This window comes from Paenibacillus xanthanilyticus, assembly GCF_042682185.1.
Taxonomy (GTDB): domain Bacteria; phylum Bacillota; class Bacilli; order Paenibacillales; family Paenibacillaceae; genus Paenibacillus_Z; species Paenibacillus_Z xanthanilyticus.
Map to the genome: position 1 here is coordinate 3,280,211 of NZ_JBHUHA010000001.1, position 20,310 is coordinate 3,300,520.

A 20,310-nucleotide genomic window follows, 5' to 3' on the forward strand; every position below is an offset into this window, starting at 1 on the left:
CCTCCTTTGCTTATCGTTGCGAACTAGCGTGCGCTCGACGCCGCTCCCGCTGCGCCTCGCACAGATCCAGCCACTTGCCGGCGAGCGATGGATTCGAGGCGAAATGCAGGTGAGCGTAACCCGCCACCAAATTCCCCCGCGCCATGCCGTCCGGCTTGGCGCCGCGCATGCCTTTGGACAGGTAAGCCGGTTCAGGCGCGGTCGGCGGCTCTCCCGCCTCGGCTTCCCCGGCAGGCGGAACATACACCGAGTAATGGAACTCGTGCCCCTTGGCCTGCCCGCCCTCGCCGAGCAGCGCGTTGCCCGCCGTGCCGGTCAGCTCCCGGTAGCCGAGCGCCGCCAGCTTGCGCTGCATCCGCACCTCGCCGGGCAGCACGCCGGCCATCGGATAGCGGCGTCCCTCCGTATCGGTGATCGCTACGGTCAAATACATGAAGCCGCCGCATTCGGCCATGACCGGCATGCCGCTCTCCGCTGCCGCGCGTATGGAGGCTTTGACCGACTCGGCCGCGGACAGCTCGGCCGCGAACTGCTCCGGGAAGCCGCCCCCGATATAGAGGCCGTCCGCATCCCGCGGCACCGGCTGTCCGGCCAGCGGCGAGAAATACGCAAGCTCCGCTCCGTTCGCCTCGAGCAGCTCGAGATTCTCCGGGTAGTAGAAATGGAATGCCGCGTCCTTGGCGACGGCGATGCGCACGGGACCTCCCGCGCGCGGCTTGCCAGGCGCCGCGAACAGCCGGGCTTGAACCTCGATCGCCGGCGATTCGGCAAGCGCGAGAATGCGGTCCAGATCGAAGCTCGCTTCGATTCGCCCGGCCAGCCCCTCGAACAGCCCAGACAGCTCTCCGCGCTCGATGGCCGGCACCAGTCCGAGATGGCGCTCCGGCATATGCAATCCCTCGTCGCGCATCAGATACCCCACGACCGGAATGCCGCATTCCTGCTCGATCGCCGCGGCGACGAGCCGGTAGTGGTTGTCGCTGCCAACCTGATTGGCGATGACGCCGGCGATCCGGACCCGCGGCTCCAGCAGCTGGAAGCCCCGCACGATCGCGGCCGCGCTGCGCGCCATGCTGCGACAATTCACGACGAGCAGCACGGGCGCGTCCAGCAGCATGGCAATCTCCGCCGTGCTGCCCTCGTTCGAGAGCGGATCGCGCCCGTCGTAGAACCCCATGACGCCCTCGATGATCGAGACGTCCGCGTCCTTGCTGCCTCGCGCGTAGATCTCCCTTACCGTCTCGGCCGGGAACATCCAGCCGTCCAAGTTGCGCGACTGCCGCCCGGTGACGGCGGTATGGAAGGTCGGATCGATGTAATCCGGCCCGCATTTGAAGCCCTGCACGGCCAATCCTCGGCGCGCGAACGCCGCCATCAGCCCGATCGCGGCCGTCGTCTTGCCGACGCCGCTGCCCGTGCCGGCGATGACCAGTCTTCGGTCCGTCATCGCGATATCGCCTCCTTCGCCGAAGAGAACGGCACGATGCCGACCGATATCGTCACGTTGCCGGACTTCTTCTTCACGAGCGCGAGCTCGCTTGCGCCGGTGTAGCGTTTGACGGCCGGCTCGCTGACGCCGTACGCCCCCGTGAATTTGAACACCGTCTCCGACGGCGCCTCCATCGGCATCTCGTTCAGCTCCGCCGCCGAGTAGGCGTGCAGCGGCCATCCGTTCCGCTCGCATACGGCGAGCAGCCCTTCCTCGTCCTGCTTCAGGTCGATCGTGCAGACGGCTTTGACGCTCTTGCGCGACATCCGAAGCTCGGCCAGCGTCTCCGCGATGACCGCCTCGATCTCCTCGGATGAGGTCCCCCGGTTGCAGCCGATGCCGAGGGCGATCACCTTCGGCCGGTACAGCACCCCGTTGCGCAGAATCGCTTCCTCCTCCGGCGCGAGCAGCCGGTGCGTCACGACGAGCGCCGCGTCCGGCTCGTCCGCCAACGCTTCCGCGATCGTGCCGTACACCCGGATCGTCGCCGGAAGCGGCCCCTCGTGCGTCCACCAATCCGGCTCGCCCGACTCCTGCACGACCGCGACCTGCTCCTCGTTGACGACCGACGCGCTGACCGGCGTCAGCTTGTCCGCCGATTCCCAGCTCCAGCCGAACCGGCGGCCGAACAGGTCGACGGCGATCGTCTTCTGCACGTCCGAGGCGGTCGTGACGACGGCGCGCGCGCCGATGGCCGCCGCCACTTCCTGCGTCAGCTCGTTCGCGCCGCCCAGATGCCCGGACAGCACGCTGATGACATGCTCGCCTTTATCGTCGATGACGACGATGCCGGGATCTTCCTTCTTATCTTTGAGCAGCGGCGCGATCATCCGCACGACCGCGCCGAGCGAGATGATGCAGATGATCCCTTTGTACCGGGGGAACAACGCCGGGAACAGCAGCCGCACGCTGCCTTCGAACAGCTGGATTCCTCTCGCTTCTTCGTCGCCTCGCGCGAATTTGCCCATATAGTAGGTATCCGAATTGCCGAAGACGCGCTGCATCCGTCTGGCCAGCTCGACGCCGTGCTTGGTGATCGCCACGACGGCGACGTCCCCGTTCACGTCGATGCGCGGCACTTGCCCTTCCGTCAACGCGATCATTCCTTCACCCCGCGGCGGAACCGGTGCGTGAACGTCTTATCGTACAGCTTGGAGCGATACTGCTCCTTGCCGTGAATATCAGGATCAAGCGCCCAGCCGGCGAGAATCATCGCGTGCGAGCGAATGCCGTGCTCCCGCATTTGCGCCTCCAGCTCGCCCACCGTCGTCCGGATCACGAGCTGGTCCGGCCATGTCGCACGCTGCACGACGGCGACCGGCGTATCGTCGCGCCAGCCGGCCTCGCGCAGCTCGGCGACGACCTTCCGGATCAGCGTCGCGCTCAGGAACAGCGCGATCGTCGTATGATGCGCCGCCAGGTCGCGCAGCTTCTCCAATTCCGGCACCGGCGTGCGCCCTTCGGCTCGCGTCAAGATCAGCGTCTGCGTCAATTCCGGGATCGTCAGCTCTGCTCCGAGCGCCGCCGCCGCGGCGAACACGGAGCTGACGCCCGGTACGACCTCGACGCCGATCTCTTCCTTCTTCAGCAGCGCGACCTGCTCCATGATCGCGCCGAACACGGACGGATCGCCCGTATGGACGCGCGCGACCATTTTGCCGGCCCGTACGCGGTCGGCCATAATGCCGACCATCTCGTTGAGCTCGAGCCCCGCGCTCTTGATGACCTCGGCCTCCGGCTTCGCCTTCGCGATTAGCGCTTCGCTGACGAGCGAATCCGTGTACATAACCACGTCCGCTTCCTGCAGCAGGCGCAGTCCTTTAACCGTGATGAGGTCCGGATCGCCCGGCCCCGCTCCGATGAGATAGACCTTCCTGTTCCCGCTCATTTTCGCACCACCATTAACGTCAAATATTCCAGCTCGCGCCCTTCCAGCTCTTCGACGCGCCGCCAGATCTGCTCCTCGCCGGACGTGACCTTCGTCAGCACCGCCGCCTTGTCCACGAGCTCCAGGTCGCGAAGCACGCGCAGCATAAGATCGATCACCTTCGCCACCTTGATGAACACGACGCACGCATGGGATTCGATCGCGCGGCGCATCGTCTCGTAGTCGCCCGTCGCCGGCACGATCGCCACCTGCTCGTCCCCGTCCGCCAGCGGGACGCCAAGCCGTGAAGCCGAAGCGTTCACGGACGAGATGCCCGGCACCGCGACCATCTCGACCTCGGGATGGCGCTCGGCCATGAGCCGCATGAGATGAATGTAGGTGCTGTAGATCATCGGGTCGCCTTCCGTCACGAACACGACGTCCTTCCCGGCCCGCAGCCGCTCCCAGACCGCCTCCACCGTCTTGCCCCACTGAAGCGCCAGCGCTTCGGGGTCCTTCGTCATCGGGAACGTCAGGCCGAGCATGTCCTTCTCCGCCGTGTTGACGTACAGCTCGACGATCGCGAGCGCATAGCTCTTAGCCCCCATTTTCTTGCGCGGGTACGCGATGACCGGCGATTCCTTCATCAGCCGGAACGCCTTGATCGTTATTAATTCCGGATCGCCGGGACCAACGCCGACCCCGTACAGCCGTCCGAGCCTCGCTGTCGCCTGGGCGGGCGCGCCTTGGGTTGCTCCTTCATTCATCCTTGGAACGCCTCCTCTTCTCTTCGCCATGCCGTCACGATAAAGACGGGATTGAGCGCCTCGAACCGGGTCAAATCAAGAATCGGCTTGCTGCGCGACAGCTGCGCCAGCGTCATCCGAGACGCGAACCCTTCCGCCTCGAACGCCTGCGCCGCTTCGTGCAAGTTCTCGAGCGTGACCGCGTTCAGCACGATGCGTCCGCCGGCTCTCATTCGGGCGCAGCATACGGCCAGCAGCTCGCGCATCTCCCCGCCCGTGCCGCCTATGAACACCGCGTCGGGATCGGCGAACGCATCCAGCCCTACCGGCGCTTTGCCGTGAACGGCCGTGATATCGGCGCGAAACTTACGCATGTTCGCCTGACAATTCGCCAGGTCGCCCTCGTTCTTCTCGATGGCGTACACGGCGCCGCGCGGCGCCAGCTTCGCCGCTTCGATCGCGACCGAGCCGGTGCAGCAGCCGATGTCCCATACGACGCTGTCTTGGCGCAGCGCGAGTTCGGCTAGACTCAGCACGCGCACTTCGCGCTTCGTGATCAGCCCCTTGTCCGGCTTGCGCTGCGCGAATTCCTCATCCGGTATGCCGAGCGGCCAGACCGGTACGGCCGCTCCGGCGTCCCGCTTCAAGATGACGACATTGAGCGGTGAGAACGCATCCGCCGGCCGCTCGGCGAGCTCCGGCAGCGCATGCCAGCCGGCCCTTTCCCCTTCTCCGCCCAAGTTCTCCGCCACGAATGCCCGGTATTCCGTCATGCCGAAGTCGAGCAAATACCGCGCGATCGCGCCCGGATGGTTGTCCGCATCCGTCAGCAGCGCGGCCTTCGCCTTCCCGTCGAGCCGCTGGGCAAGGCCGCGAAGGCTTCTGCCGTGCACGCTGAGCAGCTCGGCGTCCTGCCAGCTTTCGCCGATTCGCGCGAAGGCGAGCTGCACCGAGCTGACGTTCGGATAAATCTCCGCCTTCAGCTTGCCGCCGAGATAACCGCCGATGCCATAGAAGAGCGGATCGCCCGAAGCCAGCACGACCGTGTCGCGCTTCTCCTTGGCCAGCTCGTCCGCCAGCTGCGCGAGCCCGCCTTTAATGACCCGCTTCTCCCCCTCATACCCCGGGAAGAAATCCAGCTGCCGCTCGCCGCCGACGAGCAGCCCGCTGGACGTAATCCAGGCCAGCGCCTGCAGCGGCAGGCTGGCCGGCCCTTCGTCGCCGATGCCGATGATTTTCAACGACCGTTCCATATCCTCATCTCCCTTACGCTTCCCCTTGCTTCTCCGTACGTCCCAAAATAACGCCCTTCATCGACATGATGATCGTCTCGAGCGCATACGTCGCCTTCGCTTCGCGCAAGCCGCTCTCGCAGCAAGCGGCGCATAGCCGCTCGAAGAACGCCAGCAGCCCGCGCTCCTGCATCATGTCCCCGACCTGCGCGGCCGTATTGGCGCCTCGGATCTCCTCGACCGTCCCGGGATCGGCGCCCGCCTGCTCGGCCGCGGACGCCAGGAAGTCGAAATCGACCGGCGCGCTCTTCGAATGCACCATCATGACGCCTTGGGCCACCTTCGAGAATTTGCCCATCATGCCGGAGAGCGTCACCTTTCGGACGCCTTGTCTAGCGCACATCGTCAGCGCGAAGCCCACGAAATCGCCCATCTCGACGAACGCCTCTTCCGGCAAATCCGGATAAAGCCCCATCGCGACCTTCTCGCTTCGACCGCCGGTGGACAGCACGATATGCGTGCACCCGCTCTTCACCGCGACGCGAATGGCCTGCGCGACGCTCGCCTTGTACGCCGCCGTCGAGAACGGCACGACGATGCCGCGCGTCCCGAGAATCGAGATGCCCCCGATAATGCCAAGCCTGCCGTTCAGCGTCTTCTTCGCGATTTCTTCTCCGTCCGGAACCGAGATGACGACGCGGACGCCCCGCTCCAGCTCGAAGCTATCGAGCACGGCCTGCACCGATTCGCGGATCATTTTGCGCGGGACGGGATTGATCGCCGCCTCTCCGATGTCGACCGGCAGCCCCGGCTTCGTCACGCGCCCGACCCCGATACCGCCGTCGATCTCGACGCCTTCGCCGTCCCGCCAACGCACTTCGGCCACGATGCGCGCGCCGTGCGTCGCATCCGGATCGTCGCCTCCATCCTTAATGACCTCGCACATCGCCCGGTCCGCCTCATATTCGCAGGCATGCATCAAGAACGTGACTTCCTGCCCGATCGGCAGCCGAATGGCGGATTCACGCTGCGGCTCCTGGAGTATGAGCGCCGTTACCGCCGCTTTGGCTGCCGCAGCCGCGCAGGAGCCCGTCGTATACCCATGCCGCAGCGGCTTGGCCTCCTTCTCCTCCATCGCCATCCGCCGCGCCTATCCGAGACGTTCCGCCATGAGCGAGATCGCGTTGACCGCCGCGACCGCCACCGGACTGCCGCCCTTGCGGCCGAGATTCGTAATATACGGAATGTCCAGCTTCGCCAGCTCCTCCTTCGATTCTGCCGCCGAGACGAAGCCGACCGGCACGCCGACGATAAGCCCCGGCTTCGCTTCGCCTTCCTTCACGAGCCGGATCAGCTCGAGCAGCGCCGTCGGCGCGTTGCCGATCGCGTATATGCCGCCCTCCGCCTCGCGGATCGCCTTGCGGATCGAGATGATCGCCCGCGTCGTGTTCAGCCGTTTGGCCTCCGCCATGACGTCCGGGTCGGATATATATACCTTCACTTCGCCGCCGAACTTCTCGATGCGCGGCTTGCTGATGCCCACCTGCACCATCTGCACGTCCGCGACGACCTTGCGCCCTTGGCGGATCGCCTCGATGCCCGCCCGAATCGCGTCCTTATGGAACAGCAGGCTGCGACCCAGCTCGAAATCGGCCGACGCATGGATGACGCGCTGCACGACCGGGTACTGCTCCTCCGTGAACGGATGCGGCCCAAGCTCCTCGGTAATCATCTCGAAGCTCTTCTCCTCGATCTCCTGCGGCTGCACCGTCAGCGGTTTAAACTCCGTCTTGAAATCCATCTTCTCGCTATGCCCCCTTCTTAGGAATCGCTGCGGACCATCCGTCCGTGCAGCCCGTCCAAATGCGCGATGACCGCGCCGTAATCCGAATACGCGGTGCCGAACTCGATGTCCGGCCGGCCGATGACGATCGTCTCGATGCCCATCTCCGCCGCCGCTTCGAGCTTCTCGTCGACCGCGCCGGCTTTGCCGCTCTCCTTCGTGATCATGAGCGTAACGCCGTAGTGGGCGTAGAGCGCCATGTTCAGCTCCTTGGAGAACGGCCCCTGCATGGCCACGATGTTCCGCTGCGGGATGCCGAGCTCCTCGCACTTCACCATGTTATCCGTGCGCGGCAGCATGCGGGCGATCAGCGTGACGTCCGGCAGCCCCTGCAGCCTCGCGGCGAAAATATGCAGCGTCTTGCTGCCCGTCGTCAGCATGACGACGCCGCCGCGCCGGGCGGCCTCCTCGGCGGCTTCCTCGTAATCCGCCGCGTATGTGACCAGACCGCTCCGGCCCTCGCCGCTCTCGCGCTCCCGCTCGTAGCGGATATACGGCACGCCGGCTTCCGCCGCCGCGGCGATCGCGTTGCGGTGCGCTTCCTCCGCGAACGGATGGCTCGCGTCGACGACGGCCGTCATGCCCTGCTCCCGAATGAGCGCCGTCATCTCGGCCGCCGTCATTCGACCCGTCCGTACGGCGAGCCCTGCCGCAGCAAGGCTGGCCGCCGCGCTCTCGGTCACGACCGAAGCGAGCGGCTCATAGCCGCTCGCCGCTACCCGCACCGCCAGCTCCCGCGCGTCGCTCGTCCCGCACAGCATGAGGATCATTCCAATCCCTCCGATGCAAGCACGACGGGACGGGGCGATTGATCATGCTCTTGCCTGTCGGGGTCATGTTCATGGTCGTGGTCGTGATCATGCTCATGGTCGTGAGCATGATGTTCGTGATCGTGACGATGCCCGTGTGCATGTTCGCGATCATGATGGTCATGCCCATGATGATGGTCATCATGGTGGTGATGGTCGTGATCGTGGTCGTGGTCATGGTGATGGTGATGATGACCGTCATCGTCGTGATGATGGTGGTGATGCCCATGCTCCGCGGCAGCGGCCAGTCGGTATTGGCACATATCGCAGTTCATCTTTACTTCCTCCCCGAGCGCTTCGCGCGCCCGTTCGAGGAGAATCGTCTGCAGCGTCGGGTGAAAGCCGAAATACCGGGCAAGCGTGAAGCGATGCTCCGGATTACGCGCCTTCAAGCCTTCCAGCATGTCCTCCATCCGCTTGATCAGCACGCCGGTGAACAGGAAGTAAGGCAGTACGATGACATGCTTCGCCCCGAGCTTCAGACACCGCTCGGCGCCGGCTTCCACGAGCGGATCCGTCACGCCCATGAAGGCGGTCTCGACATAGCCGACCTTCAGCCGCTCCCAGAACAGCCGCGAAATTTTGAACAGATCGCTGTTCGCGTCCGGGTCGCTGCTGCCCCGCCCGACGACGAGCACCGCCGTGTCGCGCAGCTCCGCTTCCGGATCGAGTCCGGACTCGCGCAGCCGGGCCGAGAGAATCTCCAGCACTTGGTCATGCACGCCGATCGGGCGGCCGTAGATGAACTGAACGCCCCGGTGCCGTTCCCGCGCCTCGTCGATTGCCGCCGGGATATGCAGCTTCGCATGGCCGGCCGAGAATAGCGTGATCGGTATGACCGCCACCCGCTTCGCCCCCAGCGCGGCGCACTTGTCGAGCCCCTGATCGAGCGTCGGCTTCTCGAACTCGAGGAAACACGTCTCGACTAGCAGCCCGTCCAGCCGGTCCGCGATCGCCCCGACGAACGCCCTGACCTCGTCATTCCCTTCGGCATCTCGGCTGCCGTGGCCGACAAACAATACTGCATCCATATTTCGTCCGCTCCTCTTCCCATTTAATCCCGGCGTGCCGTCGACCTTCCATTCGTCAGTCGCCGCATACCGCGTTATCGATTGCAAACACAGGCAGATCCTGCTGCCTATAGCCTTCAAGCTCCTTCACCCGTTTGAAAAACTTGTGGAACCGTTCGTTCGGATGGCCCTCCGCCCGAAAACGCGCCACGATCCGCTCGATCGTCGGCACCAGCGCCTCCGGCTCGATCCCTTCCGCGACAGGCTGGGCGGCGTGCGCGTTGCGCCCGACCGTCTTCCCGCCGAGGAACAGATCGAATTTCCCCCTTCTGTATACGATGCCGATATCTTCGTTCACCGCGCCGTAGCACGCCATCCCGCAGCCATTGAAGCCAATGCGCAGCTCCTTGGGCACCTTGGCGCCGCCGAGCCCCGCGCCGAGCCGCTCCAAATACGGCACCGATTCGGCTTTCTCCATATTGCAAAAGTCGCACGCCTTGATCTGCACGACATCGCCGATCGGCGCCAGCGTGAATCCCGCCTCGCGAAGGCGGCCCGTCGCCGCATCCGGGTCGTCCGTCCGCAGGCGAACGATAAACTGGTGATGCGGCGTATACTCCAGCTCGCCCGCGTCGCCGACGATCTCGGCCAGCAGCATCATTTGCCCCGCGCTGAGCTTCTTGTTCGCCAGGCCAGGGCTAACCGTGAATTCGAATATCGCCTCCTGCCGGAACGCGGCTGCCGCACGGCCGCCATCCACGCCCTGCCCTTGTTCGGCTGTCGCCACGCCGCGGCTGGCATCGACCAGACGCAGCGCCTCCAGCGCAAGCGATAGCGGCGATGCCGAAGCAGCAGCTGCCTTCGCCGGCGAAGGCGCGATCCCGACAGTCTGCCGCCGCAGCGCGTTATGACCTGCCGGCTCCGCTGCTAACCAAGACCCGGACACGGCCTCCGTCCTCCTCGCCTCGCTTCCTTCGCGGTCGGCCGCAAGCCGCTCAAGCGTCTCGCCGTCCTCATCCCACCCCGCTTCTTCCGATCCGGCGTCTTGTTCCGTCACGCCAACCGTCTCCAGCGCCCATGGCTCCGCCTCGGTCCGCAGCCGCTCGTGCGGCCGCAGCGGCTGCACGTCCGCGCCAAGCGTATACTTCCGCTGATACCCGCGCGGCGTGATCATGAGCCCTTCATAGACGCTCGTGGCCGAATTGCCGATGATGACGGTCGTCAGCATGCCGATATCGTGCTCCAGCATCTCTCCGAGCGTCGTGATCACGACGTCCTGCCGGTCGCGGTAGGCGCTCTTGACGATGCCGACCGGCGTCTGCGCCGAACGGTACTTGAGTACGATCCGCTGCGTCTCGACGATCTGGCGCGTACGCCGCCCGCTGCGCGGATTGTACAGCGCAATGACGAAATCCGCGGAGGCGGCCGCCTCCACGCGCCGCTCGATGACCCGCCATGGCGTCAAATGATCGCTAAGGCTGATCGTGCACGCATCGTGCATGACCGGCGCCCCGAGCAGCGACGCCGTCGAGTTGATCGCCGAGATACCCGGGATAATCTCCACCGCCACGCCCGTCTCCCGCCGCCAGCCCCGCTCCATCAGCACCTCGTACACGAGGCCGGCCATGCCGTAGACGCCCGCGTCACCGCTCGAGATGACCGCGACCACGCGTCCGGCTTCCGCCTGCCGTACCGCTTCCTGCGCCCGGCTGACCTCCTCGGTCATCCCGGTCCGCACGACCTGCTGCTCGCTCAACAGCCCGCGGATCAGATCGACGTACGTGTTGTAGCCGATGACGATGTCGCTCTCTTGAATCGCTTCCTTTGCCCGTTTCGTGATATGTTCGAAGCTGCCCGGGCCGAACCCGACGATCAGCAGCTTGCCCGTTGTCCTCTCCATGCGATCCCGCCGCTCCTTCCTTGACCTATCCGCCTAACCGGCCGTTCCCCGGCCGATGCCAACGCAAAAAAGGACATCCCCAACACAAAACGTGTTAGAAATGCCCGTGGCTAACAAACGAATCCAAACGTCCGCCCCCGCTCGCATGCGCAAAGGGAAGCAGCGTTCCTGCTTGTCCGATCTCTAACACCACCCTAATTCCGCGTAGGTTAACAGTGCTGTTGAAACAGGCAGGTCTCCTGACTTAAAGCAATGCGCCGGCGGTCTTCCCGGGAGGCAGTCTCCCAGTGACTTCGGTTAGCGGCGCACCCGTCCGCGGCCATCGATCGGCCGGCGGACAAGCTTCTTACAGTGGCGGGTCCGTGTCGGTTTTGCACCGAACTTCCCTATTAAGCCATAATCGCGTTCACACGACTTGGCACCTGTTCCCAATATGCAATTGTCTCGACCATCATACAAGAGCCTGCCATCATCTGTCTATGAAAATAATGGTACGAGGCCCGGCGTCAAGGTTTCGCATTCCCGGCGCATAGCTTCCGCACGAACCGGCCATCCTATTTTCGACGGCGTGAAGAGAGGTGTGGTTCCATTGAGCCGAATGGTGAAAGGACTCAACACGCGAGGTAAACGGAAGTAAACACATTTTGCATAGAAGCGAGGGGTTGTGCCGCAGAGCATTCTGAGGGACACGTTACCATCAGGTAAACCGGATTTCTAACGGATGTGAAACAGATGTTGTCTCATTCTACGCATCGCCGTCGGAGAAGAGCCCTTAAAACGGGCTCTTTTTTCGTTTCGCACCATACCCGCACCGTTTTTTTGGGGAGAAGCGCGCATAGACGAGCCCCGTGCGGGACATTCTAATTATCGACGGCGTGAAGAGAGGTGTGGTTCCATTGAGCCGAATGGTGAAAGAACTCAACACGCGAGGTAAACGGAAGTAAACACATTTTGCATAGAAGCGAGGGGTTGTGCCGCAGAGCATTCTGAGGGACACATTACCATCAGGTAAACCGGATTTCTAACGGATGTGAAACAGAAGTTGTCTCATTCTACGTATCGCCGTCGGAAAAGAGCCCTTAAAACGGGCTCTTTTTTCGTTAGGGCGCCCCTTTGCGCATCATCACGAAACCATGTATAGAACGCCCCCGTCCCGGACATCATAATCTCGACGGTGAGAAGCGAGGTGTGGTTCCATTGGACGGCATCGTGCACGGACTCACAAGAGGTAAACGGAAGTAACACATTTTGCATAGAAGCGAGGGGTTGTGCCGCAGAGCATCTCTGAGGGACACATTGCCATTAGGTAAACCGGATTTCTAACGGATGTGAACAGAAGTTGACTCATTCTACGAATCACCGTCGGAAAAGAGCCCCTTCAAACGGGCTCTTTTTTCGTTATGCCCCCAAGTTGGCCGTGTTGGCTCGACTTTCGCATAGAACGTCCCCGTCTCGGGCAATATAATCTCGACGGTGAGAAGCGAGGTGTGGTTCCATTGGACGTCATCGTGCACGGACTCACTAGAGGTAAACGGAAGTAAACACATTTTGCATAGAAGCGAGGGGTTGTGCCGCAGAGCATTCTGAGGGACACATTACCGTCAGGTAACCGGATTTCTAACAGATGTGCAGCAGAAGTTGTCTCATTCTACGTATCACCGTCGGAAGAGGGCCCCTTCAAAAGGGCTCTCTTTTCCGTTAACGACGTTCGCAGTCGATGCCGCAATTATGCCGAGGAGGATCATAATGAACGACGAATACCGTCCTGCCCAACTGAACGCGGAACAGCTGAACGAGCTGCGGCAGACCGAAGAGCATCTCAGGTCGGCTTCCAACACGAATATCGTGCTGATCGCTTACGAGAAGGACAACGAGCCATCCGGTAAGGGGCGCGTCTAGCCGATGGTCGCACTATTCGATTTGGTACGCGAGGTGCTCTTCGCGGGCGCCATCCACAGCGTGGAGCATGCGTTCGAGCTGTTCGAGTCCTCGTAATAAAACGCATACGCTTGGACCAAAAAACGCCCCCAGCTTCCTGGCTGCGGCGTTTTTTGGCGTACTTGCCATTGACATCCATCCTATTCTCCGCCTCGCACGAGCGCCCTTCCTTTTCTCCCGCGCCGCTTATTTCCAACGCAAAAAGCCCCCTGCCACGGCGTGAAACTGCGCATTCTACCGTAGAGGGGACTTATCGTGACTTCATTTAAACGCGGTTTAGCACTCGCCCGGCGCGCTTGGTTTGCCGGCCGCCGTCGCGGTACGGAAGCTGGAGCCGCAGCCGCAGGTCGCGGATGCGTTCGGGTTCTCAATGGTAAACCCGCCGCCCATCGCCGATTCCTTGAAATCGATCTGGAGGCCATTCAGATAACGAAGGCTCTCGCCGTCGACGACGACTTTAAGCCCGTTCAGCTCCATGACGTTGTCGTCGTCCTTTTGTTCGTCGTCGAAGCCCATGCCGTAGGAGAAGCCGCTGCAGCCGCCTTCCTTGACGCCGATACGCAGGAACAGATCCGGCGATTCTTCCGCCGCGAGCATTTCTTTTATTTTCTCATTTGCGCTTTCGCTAATGGTAATCATACGTATTCCCTCCCTGACTGCGGCGTCCGGCCTTCGGAGCAATGCCCTGCGAGAGCAGGTCCCCCGGGTCGAACGGCGCTTTATAATTTATAGTATACACCGCTTCCGGATACTCCTCAAGGGACACGCATGCGCATCGATGCCGCCAGGGCGCGTTCGGCATGGTTCGACTTTAGTAGTTGCCGCCCCCCGAAGGGAAGGGTTATAATAGGGGGTAGCTTTTGCCCGGACGATCGGATGCAGCATCAACAGGCTGCGTATGTTATTTTTTTCACATAGTTGAATTTATTGCTCCCTTTGGCTGAAGAACGCCCGTGCGCGCAGCATTTCCCGCTCCACATTACCCATTGACCGGACCAGAAGCGCCCGGCGGACAAGGAGGAACCCTTCATGAACGTCGCAATACCGACAGAAGACAAGCAAATGCAGGCCATTATCGAGAAAGTACGCGCCGGCGAACGCCTCTCCCGCGAGGACGGCATTTTCCTGTACAAATCCGATGACCTGCTCACGATCGGCCAGATGGCCAACGAGGTCAATCTGCGCAAGAACGGCCGCAAGGTGTACTTCATCGAGAACATGAGTCTCTACTTCACGAACGTCTGCGAAGCGCACTGCGCCTTCTGCAACTTCCGCAAGGACGAAGGCCAACCCGGATCGTACACGCTTAGCGGCGAGCAGATGATCGAATACGTCGAGCAGCACATCCACCCCGGCGTTCGCGAGTTCCACATCGTCGGCGGCCATAACCCGCACGTGCCGTTTCAATATTATGTGGATTCGTTAAAAGCATTACATGAGCGCTACCCGGACGTGACGCTGAAAGCCTACACGGCGGCGGAGATCGACTTCTTCTCCCGGATCAGCGGCCTCAGCTACCGCGAGGTGCTGCAGGAGCTGATGAAGGTCGGCTTGAAGAGCCTGACGGGCGGCGGCGCCGAGATTCTCTCCGACGAGTACCGCCGCAAGATGAAAGTGACCAAAGCGGACGTCTCCCAGTACCTCGACGTTCACCGCAACGCGCACGAGCTGGGCCTGCGCACGCACACGACGATGTTATACGGTTCGGTCGAGAAGCACGAGGACCGCATCGACCATATGACGCAAATACGCGAGCTGCAGGACGAGACGAACGGTTTCCTCGTCTTTATTCCCTTGTCCATGCAGCCGATCAGCCCGAAAGCCGGCATTCGCAGACGCAATTCGGCGTACGAGGATTTGAAGACGATCGCCATCAGCCGTCTTATGCTCGATAACTTCCAGCATATCAAAGCATACTTCATCAATATCGGAACCCAGCTGACTCAAGTTTCGCTCACGATGGGCGCGGACGACGTTCACGGCACGATCGTCAAGGAACGGATCAGCCACTCGGCGGGGGCGCTTACGCCGGAAGGCATTACGCGCGAGGACCTCATCTGGCTCGTCAAAGGCGCGGGGCGCATCCCCGTCGAGCGCGACACCTTCTACAACGAAGTGAAGGTCTACGACTGATCGGATGCGCATTCGCGCATACTAGGCGTATGTTGCGGCGTATCAACAGGTTTACACAATCGCTGAAACAAAGGTTGGGATTTAGATGAAACGTTTTGTAGTATTAGGCGGCGGATACGGCGGGCTGACCGTCGTACACGAGCTGCTCGAAGGCGAGCTCCCCGACGATACCGTCATCGTCCTTATTGACCGGATGCCCCACCAAGGCTTGAAAACCGAATATTATGCGCTAGCGGCAGGGACGGTCTCGGATCTCGATCTTCGGGTGCAATTCCCTTCCGACCCCCGTCTGATCGTGACATACGGCGAGGTAACCGACGTCAATCTCGACGCGAAGCAGGTTATCCTTGCCGGACAAGAGCCGCTCGAATACGAGCGCTTGGTCATCGCGCTGGGCTGCACGGACAAATATCACGGCATCGAGGGCGCGGAGCTGTACTCCAACAGCCTCCAGACGTTCTCCTCCGCGCGCAAGACGTACCAGAAGCTCAACGACGTCAAGCCTTACGGGCAAGTGTCGATCATCGGCGGCGGCTTGAGCGGCGTCGAGATCGCGGCGGAGCTCCGCGAGAGCCGGCCGGATCTCAACGTCCGCATCATCGACCGGGGCGCTTCCGTCATGTCCGCGTTCCCGGGCAAGGTGCAGGAGTACGTCGCATCCTGGTTCCTCGAGCACGATGTCGAGATGCGCAGCCACGTCTCGCTGAACCGCGTCGAGGAAGGCATTCTGCACGACGCCAACTCGCCGGACCCGATCTATACCGATGCCACTGTGTGGACGGCCGGCATTCAGCCGGTCTCGCTTGTTCAGCGGATATCGCTGCCGAAGGACAAACAAGGACGACTGATCATTAACGAATATCATCAGCTACCGGATTATCCGGAAGTGTTCATCGTCGGCGACTGCGCCTCCGTGCCGTTCGCGCCGAGCGGGCAAGCCGCGGGGGCACAAGGCAAGCAGGTCGCGCAAGTGATGCAGGCGATTTGGCATAACAAAACGCCCCGGCTTGGTCCAATGAAGCTCAAGGGCGTTCTCGGTTCGCTCGGCAAGAAAGCCGGCTTCGGTCTTATGGGCAAAACAACGCTCATGGGTCGCGTACCGCGCATGCTGAAAAGCGGCGTACTCTGGAAATCCAAGCATCATATCGGTTAATCGCGGACTAGCGAGCGCAGACTATAGGTCGTCGATAATGCGGTCGAGCGCTTCCCGCTCCGCCTGTTGGTCCTTGATGGCTTCCATTATGCGTTGCTCCAGTTCTTCGGCGGTTTCGCCGGCGACGATCTCGCCGTTCACCATGGCGAACGGGAATAGATAACATTCGCCGCAATTGCCCAAACAGCCATATTCAATGACATCATAATCCGGATTTTGTTCCAGTCGCTTCATGACTTCATCCGTACCGTGGTGCATATTGCTGGCGCAGAACTCGATTATTGGTTTTAACATGTTTGATCACCGGCCTTACGTTGATATCCATTTTCATTTGCGCGTCTTTGTACTATAATAGAGTAAGAAAGGAGTTGATTGCAATGAGCGAAAATACGGCAACGATGTATGATGAGGTATTGGATGTCCTCGATAAGCTTCGTCCGTTCCTGCAACGCGACGGCGGCGACGTTGAGCTCGTGGATGTAGAAGACGGGATCGTCAAGCTGCGTCTGATGGGTGCATGCGGCAGCTGCCCAAGCTCCACGATCACACTCAAGGCGGGCATCGAGCGCGCCCTGCTGGAAGAGGTCGAAGGCGTACAAGAGGTAGTTCAAGTATTCTAATCGTGTCCTGATGTCAGGACGTTCGTTTGCACGAAGAGTCTTGCCCCGATCGCGAATGCGCGTGAAGGCAAGACTCTTTTTCTTATGCCCGCCTTATGCGGCAGCGATGATTGCGATTAACGAATGGACGTCTTGATCGGATCGAACCCGCCGTTGACATCGACGACGTTGCCGGTCAAATAATCCGAATGCGGCAGGCACAGAAACGCGATTACGCGCGCGACGTCTTCTCCGCTGCCTGGCCTTGCGGTCGGCCCTTCGTCATCCTGCTCGGTCATGACGTCGGCGATCGAGCGCTCCTTATTCTTCCCTCTAATGTCGCCGGGACAAATCATATGTACCGTAATGCCCGAAGCCGCTTCCTCCACGGCCAGCGTCTTCGTGAAGGAGACAAGCCCCGTCTTCGCCGCCGCGTATACCGCCCGGTGCGGCCAAGCGCGCCCTTCGCCGGCGTGACCGAAGCCGAAGTGAAAGATGCGGCCCCACTGCTGCGCGCGCATGCCTGGCAGCATCCGGCGGTCGAGCAGCATGACGCCGAGCAGATTCCCGTTCACGAGGCTGATGATCTCCGCTTCCCCATAATCGGCGAAGAGCTCCCGCTCCCTTCGGAACGGCCCCGCATTATTAATCAGAATGTCGATCGCGCCCGTACGGGACCAGGCCAGCGCCTGATCGGCCATCGCGGCCACGTCATCCGGCTTGGCGACGTCTCCCCGTATGGCAGTCGAACGTACGCCCATTCTGCGGATGTCCTCGGCGAGCCGTTCTGCTTCTTCCTTGCTGGTCACATAGTTCAGTACGATATCGCAGCCCATTTGCGCCAGCGCGAGAGCCGTCATTTTGCCAAGTCCCTTCGCGCTGCCCGTAATGAATGCTGTTCTGCCTTGAAGCTCCATCCATGTTCCTCCCCTCGCATGAACAACAGGGCTTCGCCCTTCAAATCTTCCGTTCTCGCTCGCCCTTCCCCCTCGGCCAAGGGGAACCAGAAGGTTAAGCAGGTACTGCCGAAGTTGTTTGCCCCCGATAAGCGGTCGTCGCAGGTAAAATACAGGATGATTTATATGCGTGATAGGATGAAATTCTGTATTTTGAACAAAGAAAAAAGACTTAAAGCGGGCCGGAATACCGGCAGCCGCTTAAGCCCTGACGCTCATCGAAGAGTATAGCATATTATGATGACCGTTTCCTCATCTGACGAATCGCATACTCGAACATGATTCGAAGGCTGCGGGTGGCAAGGTCCAACCCTTCCTGCGCGTCCGCCAGCTGCGCCTTGAGATCCTCAATCCGGTGCGCTTCTCCGTAATGCTCGTGATTTTGCTTCAAATCATCCTGCATCTCGGAATTCATATGATGAATCTCGACATTGCGGCGCCGGCGCAGCCGGTTGGTCGCTTCCTTATGCTTCTCCTTCAGCTCGTCCAGCCGAGCGGACAGCTCGGGATGCAGCTTGCGCTGGCGCATGTTGCGCAGCACGGTGAAATAGGAGAAATGCGGCTTAATCCGCTCCGTCTCGAGCGCGAGAAAATCATTCAGCATATTCCCCATCTTATCCAAGATGGCAAACAAGCGAATGAATCCGTTCTTATCGAAAAACACGTGGCGCTGATAATTCAGCCGTTCGGCCGGCGACATCGCCTCCAGCGAGTCGCTCTTCACGAGCTCGGCGAACTTCTTCGCCGCATAATGCGTCTGCTCTAATTCGTCGAGCGACGCGATCAGTCCATGCGTCCACACCTCGTATTTACGAAGCTTGTGATCGTGATCGCGCCCGGCCGCGATGCGTTTGTGCAGGGTCTGCGCGAATTGCTCCATCGTGCGGACCGTCTCATACAGTTCGCCCTGCAGCTCGCGCGGTTTTTCGCCAAACATCATCCGAAGCATGAAACGAAGCTCACCTCCTTGGCGTTTGGCTTATTGACTTGTCATCTAGATTACCCAAGCGGCCTGCTCGTCAATCGTGGAAATATCCGAGGCCTCGCGTCCGCCTGTTAAGGCCGGTAGCGCCCTTCCCGCCACTTCCAGGACCGGATGGCCAGATCGCACATGAAGGCAAACAACACCGAGATGATCGTGTTATGAATGAGGCTGGTGAACAAGAACCAGTCTTCGTTCGTCAGCGTCGCGGTCAAGAGCGCCCCGCTGAACACTTGGCAGACGACGAGCACGAACACGAGCCGAGCGCCGCGTCGAATCGCCGGCTGCTCCTGCGCGTAACGTACCGCTCTCGCCCAGATCAGTCCCAGTAGCACGGTCAGAATAACCGCCCCGATCCGGTGATAGAATACGATTTCGGTCGCGCCTTCGAGCACGGGAACGATTTCCCCGTTGCACAACGGCCAACCGAGGCATCCGCCCGAGGAGTCCGTATGGCGAATGAACGCGCCCAAGTAAATCACCACGTACGAGAATACAAGCGCCGCCACGGTCAGGGTGAAAATTTGCGGATGGACGGGCGTAGACGGTTTGTCCGCTTCGACGCCGTCTTTCATGCGCCTCGCCCACATGACAAGCAGCAGCGTACAGGTAAAGGCCATAATGGAGAAGCCAAAATGAAGCGCCATGACCGGCGGAGAGGTTGGCCATATGACCGCCGCGGCCCCCAGCAGCGCCTGCAGCACCGTAAAGAACCCCGTCCCCGCGGAGTAGAGGACTGCCTCTTTATGCTGGCGGTAGTCTTTGATCGTCAGAATAAAGACGGCCAGGACAATGAGCCCGACAATGCCCGTCACGAGACGGTGAGAATATTCAATCATCGATTCAATGGTATATGCAGGAACAAATTTGCCATGGCAGAGCGGCCAGTCGTCGCCGCAGCCTCGCCCGGATTCGGTGTTCGTCACCAATGCCCCCGCGAGAAGCACGAGCAGCATTCCGATACAGGCGGCAAGCGCAAGCACTCGATAGCGTTTAGAGATCATCGTCATCACCTGTTTCCGTATCATTCTTCTCAATTATAGCGAGTCGGATTGTCAAATACCATGATGAAAATGTGAACTCAATCACAAAGTCTGAAGTTGTGACAATTTTCGCGCACCCCGTATTTCGCCGCCCATGGCAGGCTGCCTCATCCATCCATATAGCATAACCAGAATTACGTGGTATGGGCAAAACAAACAGACCCGATGTTTTCTCTTACCGCCGCCTGGCGGATTGGAAAACATCGGGTCTATCACGGCACTTCGCGTCGCTGTCGCTTACTTGCCAAGCGCGCCGGCGACTTCAAGGGCGCGGTCGAGGAACTGCTCGATCTCGTCCCGCGTCTTGCGAAGCTTGCTGACGAAACGGACGACTTCGCTGCCGCCGCGGAAGGCGATGAAGCTTGGAATGCCCAGTATGTTCAGCTCGCTGCACAGATCTGGCAGATCGTCGCGGTCGATCTCGTAGAAACGGATGCGTCCCTCGTACTGCTTCTCCACCTCGGGCATGAACGGATCGATGAAATGGCAATCCTTGCACCATGTTGTCTTGAACACGACCACGGTTAGATCCTCGGGCGCGGTCGCTTCGCGAAACGTCGCGTCATCGCGGATTTTCTCCATCCGTCTTCACCTCCTTAAAGCGCTTATG

Annotated in this window: 20 protein-coding genes and 1 riboswitch; of the genes, 4 read left to right on the plus strand and 16 right to left on the minus strand. The window is 61.0% G+C overall.

Annotation, left to right across the window (positions count from 1 at the left end):
* Nucleotides 1-10: 10 nt before the first annotated feature.
* From ACFSKT_RS13995 to cobJ, 10 genes are read right to left on the minus strand one after another with little or no spacing between them, the layout of a single operon-like run.
* On the minus strand, nucleotides 11-1,447 hold the full coding sequence (locus tag ACFSKT_RS13995; RefSeq protein WP_377721606.1) for a cobyrinate a,c-diamide synthase: 1,437 nt from the start codon (nucleotides 1,445-1,447) through the stop codon (nucleotides 11-13).
* On the minus strand, nucleotides 1,444-2,592 hold the full coding sequence (locus tag ACFSKT_RS14000; protein ID WP_377721607.1) for a cobalt-precorrin 5A hydrolase: 1,149 nt from the start codon (nucleotides 2,590-2,592) through the stop codon (nucleotides 1,444-1,446). Before ACFSKT_RS14000 ends, ACFSKT_RS13995 begins: the two co-directional genes overlap by 4 nt.
* Nucleotides 2,589-3,377, minus strand: a complete 789-nt coding sequence (cobM, locus tag ACFSKT_RS14005; protein WP_377721608.1) for a precorrin-4 C(11)-methyltransferase — start codon at nucleotides 3,375-3,377, stop codon at nucleotides 2,589-2,591. Before cobM ends, ACFSKT_RS14000 begins: the two co-directional genes overlap by 4 nt.
* Nucleotides 3,374-4,123 (minus strand): precorrin-2 C(20)-methyltransferase, encoded by a 750-nt coding sequence (cobI, locus tag ACFSKT_RS14010; RefSeq protein WP_377721609.1) that lies wholly within the window; start codon nucleotides 4,121-4,123, stop codon nucleotides 3,374-3,376. The genes cobM and cobI overlap by 4 nt, the downstream gene beginning before the upstream one ends.
* Nucleotides 4,120-5,355 carry a precorrin-6y C5,15-methyltransferase (decarboxylating) subunit CbiE gene (gene cbiE / locus ACFSKT_RS14015; RefSeq protein WP_377721610.1) on the minus strand — a complete coding sequence of 412 codons (1,236 nt, stop codon included), beginning with the start codon at nucleotides 5,353-5,355 and terminating at the stop codon, nucleotides 4,120-4,122. Before cbiE ends, cobI begins: the two co-directional genes overlap by 4 nt.
* 13 nt (nucleotides 5,356-5,368) lie before the next feature.
* The gene (locus ACFSKT_RS14020; RefSeq protein ID WP_377721611.1) at nucleotides 5,369-6,469 is read right to left on the minus strand and encodes a cobalt-precorrin-5B (C(1))-methyltransferase; all 1,101 of its coding nucleotides are present in this window, start codon (nucleotides 6,467-6,469) and stop codon (nucleotides 5,369-5,371) included.
* Nucleotides 6,470-6,484: 15 nt separating this feature from the next.
* Entirely contained in the window at nucleotides 6,485-7,135 is a 651-nt protein-coding gene (locus ACFSKT_RS14025; protein WP_377721612.1) for a precorrin-8X methylmutase, read from the minus strand.
* Between the two features lie 20 nt (nucleotides 7,136-7,155).
* Nucleotides 7,156-7,947: a precorrin-6A reductase gene (cobK, locus tag ACFSKT_RS14030; RefSeq protein ID WP_377721613.1), complete on the minus strand. Its 792-nt coding sequence runs from the start codon at nucleotides 7,945-7,947 to the stop codon at nucleotides 7,156-7,158.
* On the minus strand, nucleotides 7,944-9,017 hold the full coding sequence (locus tag ACFSKT_RS14035) for a sirohydrochlorin chelatase (protein ID WP_377721614.1): 1,074 nt from the start codon (nucleotides 9,015-9,017) through the stop codon (nucleotides 7,944-7,946). Before ACFSKT_RS14035 ends, cobK begins: the two co-directional genes overlap by 4 nt.
* A 55-nt stretch (nucleotides 9,018-9,072) precedes the next feature.
* Nucleotides 9,073-10,896 (minus strand): precorrin-3B C(17)-methyltransferase, encoded by a 1,824-nt coding sequence (gene cobJ, locus ACFSKT_RS14040; RefSeq protein WP_377721615.1) that lies wholly within the window; start codon nucleotides 10,894-10,896, stop codon nucleotides 9,073-9,075.
* Nucleotides 10,897-11,108: 212 nt separating this feature from the next.
* Nucleotides 11,109-11,337, minus strand: a riboswitch (cobalamin riboswitch).
* A 1,305-nt stretch (nucleotides 11,338-12,642) separates the two neighbouring features.
* Here cobJ and ACFSKT_RS14045 point away from each other — a divergent pair.
* Nucleotides 12,643-12,795, plus strand: coding sequence for a hypothetical protein (locus tag ACFSKT_RS14045; RefSeq protein ID WP_377721616.1), 153 nt, complete (start codon nucleotides 12,643-12,645; stop codon nucleotides 12,793-12,795).
* A 315-nt stretch (nucleotides 12,796-13,110) separates the two neighbouring features.
* Here ACFSKT_RS14045 and erpA read toward each other — a convergent pair whose 3' ends face one another.
* Nucleotides 13,111-13,473, minus strand: coding sequence for an iron-sulfur cluster insertion protein ErpA (erpA, locus tag ACFSKT_RS14050; RefSeq protein ID WP_377721617.1), 363 nt, complete (start codon nucleotides 13,471-13,473; stop codon nucleotides 13,111-13,113).
* 390 nt (nucleotides 13,474-13,863) lie between these two features.
* Here erpA and mqnE point away from each other — a divergent pair, with 390 nt between their 5' ends.
* Together mqnE and ACFSKT_RS14060 are read left to right on the plus strand one after the other, a co-directional pair.
* Nucleotides 13,864-14,967 carry an aminofutalosine synthase MqnE gene (gene mqnE, locus ACFSKT_RS14055; protein ID WP_377721618.1) on the plus strand — a complete coding sequence of 368 codons (1,104 nt, stop codon included), beginning with the start codon at nucleotides 13,864-13,866 and terminating at the stop codon, nucleotides 14,965-14,967.
* Between the two features lie 85 nt (nucleotides 14,968-15,052).
* On the plus strand, nucleotides 15,053-16,120 hold the full coding sequence (locus tag ACFSKT_RS14060) for an NAD(P)/FAD-dependent oxidoreductase (protein WP_377721619.1): 1,068 nt from the start codon (nucleotides 15,053-15,055) through the stop codon (nucleotides 16,118-16,120).
* Nucleotides 16,121-16,141: 21 nt separating this feature from the next.
* Here ACFSKT_RS14060 and ACFSKT_RS14065 read toward each other — a convergent pair whose 3' ends face one another.
* Entirely contained in the window at nucleotides 16,142-16,414 is a 273-nt protein-coding gene (locus ACFSKT_RS14065; RefSeq protein ID WP_377721620.1) for a YuzB family protein, read from the minus strand.
* Between the two features lie 83 nt (nucleotides 16,415-16,497).
* Between ACFSKT_RS14065 and ACFSKT_RS14070 the strand changes: the two genes are divergently transcribed.
* Nucleotides 16,498-16,740 carry a NifU family protein gene (locus ACFSKT_RS14070; protein ID WP_148931986.1) on the plus strand — a complete coding sequence of 81 codons (243 nt, stop codon included), beginning with the start codon at nucleotides 16,498-16,500 and terminating at the stop codon, nucleotides 16,738-16,740.
* Nucleotides 16,741-16,856: 116 nt separating this feature from the next.
* Here the strand turns inward: ACFSKT_RS14070 and ACFSKT_RS14075 are convergent, their stop codons facing one another.
* The 4 genes from ACFSKT_RS14075 to ACFSKT_RS14090 form a co-directional block, all read right to left on the minus strand.
* Entirely contained in the window at nucleotides 16,857-17,636 is a 780-nt protein-coding gene (locus ACFSKT_RS14075; protein WP_377721621.1) for an SDR family oxidoreductase, read from the minus strand.
* Nucleotides 17,637-17,910: 274 nt separating this feature from the next.
* Nucleotides 17,911-18,624: a Cthe_2314 family HEPN domain-containing protein gene (locus tag ACFSKT_RS14080; protein WP_377721622.1), complete on the minus strand. Its 714-nt coding sequence runs from the start codon at nucleotides 18,622-18,624 to the stop codon at nucleotides 17,911-17,913.
* Nucleotides 18,625-18,731: 107 nt separating this feature from the next.
* On the minus strand, nucleotides 18,732-19,661 hold the full coding sequence (locus ACFSKT_RS14085) for a COX15/CtaA family protein (protein ID WP_377721623.1): 930 nt from the start codon (nucleotides 19,659-19,661) through the stop codon (nucleotides 18,732-18,734).
* A 276-nt stretch (nucleotides 19,662-19,937) separates the two neighbouring features.
* Nucleotides 19,938-20,282, minus strand: a complete 345-nt coding sequence (locus ACFSKT_RS14090) for a thioredoxin family protein (RefSeq protein ID WP_377721624.1) — start codon at nucleotides 20,280-20,282, stop codon at nucleotides 19,938-19,940.
* Nucleotides 20,283-20,310: the final 28 nt, after the last annotated feature.

Coding starts and splice junctions, on each gene's coding strand:
- ACFSKT_RS14090 (WP_377721624.1), bottom strand. CDS start 20,282: ATGGAGAAAATCCGCGATGACGCGACGTTTCGCGAAGCGACCGCGCCC.
- ACFSKT_RS14065 (WP_377721620.1), bottom strand. CDS start 16,414: ATGTTAAAACCAATAATCGAGTTCTGCGCCAGCAATATGCACCACGGT.
- cobJ (WP_377721615.1), bottom strand. CDS start 10,896: ATGGAGAGGACAACGGGCAAGCTGCTGATCGTCGGGTTCGGCCCGGGC.
- ACFSKT_RS14060 (WP_377721619.1), top strand. CDS start 15,053: ATGAAACGTTTTGTAGTATTAGGCGGCGGATACGGCGGGCTGACCGTC.
- ACFSKT_RS14085 (WP_377721623.1), bottom strand. CDS start 19,661: ATGATCTCTAAACGCTATCGAGTGCTTGCGCTTGCCGCCTGTATCGGA.
- ACFSKT_RS14080 (WP_377721622.1), bottom strand. CDS start 18,624: ATGCTTCGGATGATGTTTGGCGAAAAACCGCGCGAGCTGCAGGGCGAA.
- ACFSKT_RS14045 (WP_377721616.1), top strand. CDS start 12,643: ATGAACGACGAATACCGTCCTGCCCAACTGAACGCGGAACAGCTGAAC.
- cobK (WP_377721613.1), bottom strand. CDS start 7,947: ATGATCCTCATGCTGTGCGGGACGAGCGACGCGCGGGAGCTGGCGGTG.
- ACFSKT_RS14070 (WP_148931986.1), top strand. CDS start 16,498: ATGAGCGAAAATACGGCAACGATGTATGATGAGGTATTGGATGTCCTC.
- cbiE (WP_377721610.1), bottom strand. CDS start 5,355: ATGGAACGGTCGTTGAAAATCATCGGCATCGGCGACGAAGGGCCGGCC.
- ACFSKT_RS14025 (WP_377721612.1), bottom strand. CDS start 7,135: ATGGATTTCAAGACGGAGTTTAAACCGCTGACGGTGCAGCCGCAGGAG.
- ACFSKT_RS14035 (WP_377721614.1), bottom strand. CDS start 9,017: ATGGATGCAGTATTGTTTGTCGGCCACGGCAGCCGAGATGCCGAAGGG.
- ACFSKT_RS14075 (WP_377721621.1), bottom strand. CDS start 17,636: ATGGAGCTTCAAGGCAGAACAGCATTCATTACGGGCAGCGCGAAGGGA.
- ACFSKT_RS14020 (WP_377721611.1), bottom strand. CDS start 6,469: ATGGAGGAGAAGGAGGCCAAGCCGCTGCGGCATGGGTATACGACGGGC.
- ACFSKT_RS14000 (WP_377721607.1), bottom strand. CDS start 2,592: ATGATCGCGTTGACGGAAGGGCAAGTGCCGCGCATCGACGTGAACGGG.
- cobM (WP_377721608.1), bottom strand. CDS start 3,377: ATGAGCGGGAACAGGAAGGTCTATCTCATCGGAGCGGGGCCGGGCGAT.
- erpA (WP_377721617.1), bottom strand. CDS start 13,473: ATGATTACCATTAGCGAAAGCGCAAATGAGAAAATAAAAGAAATGCTC.
- cobI (WP_377721609.1), bottom strand. CDS start 4,123: ATGAATGAAGGAGCAACCCAAGGCGCGCCCGCCCAGGCGACAGCGAGG.
- ACFSKT_RS13995 (WP_377721606.1), bottom strand. CDS start 1,447: ATGACGGACCGAAGACTGGTCATCGCCGGCACGGGCAGCGGCGTCGGC.
- mqnE (WP_377721618.1), top strand. CDS start 13,864: ATGAACGTCGCAATACCGACAGAAGACAAGCAAATGCAGGCCATTATC.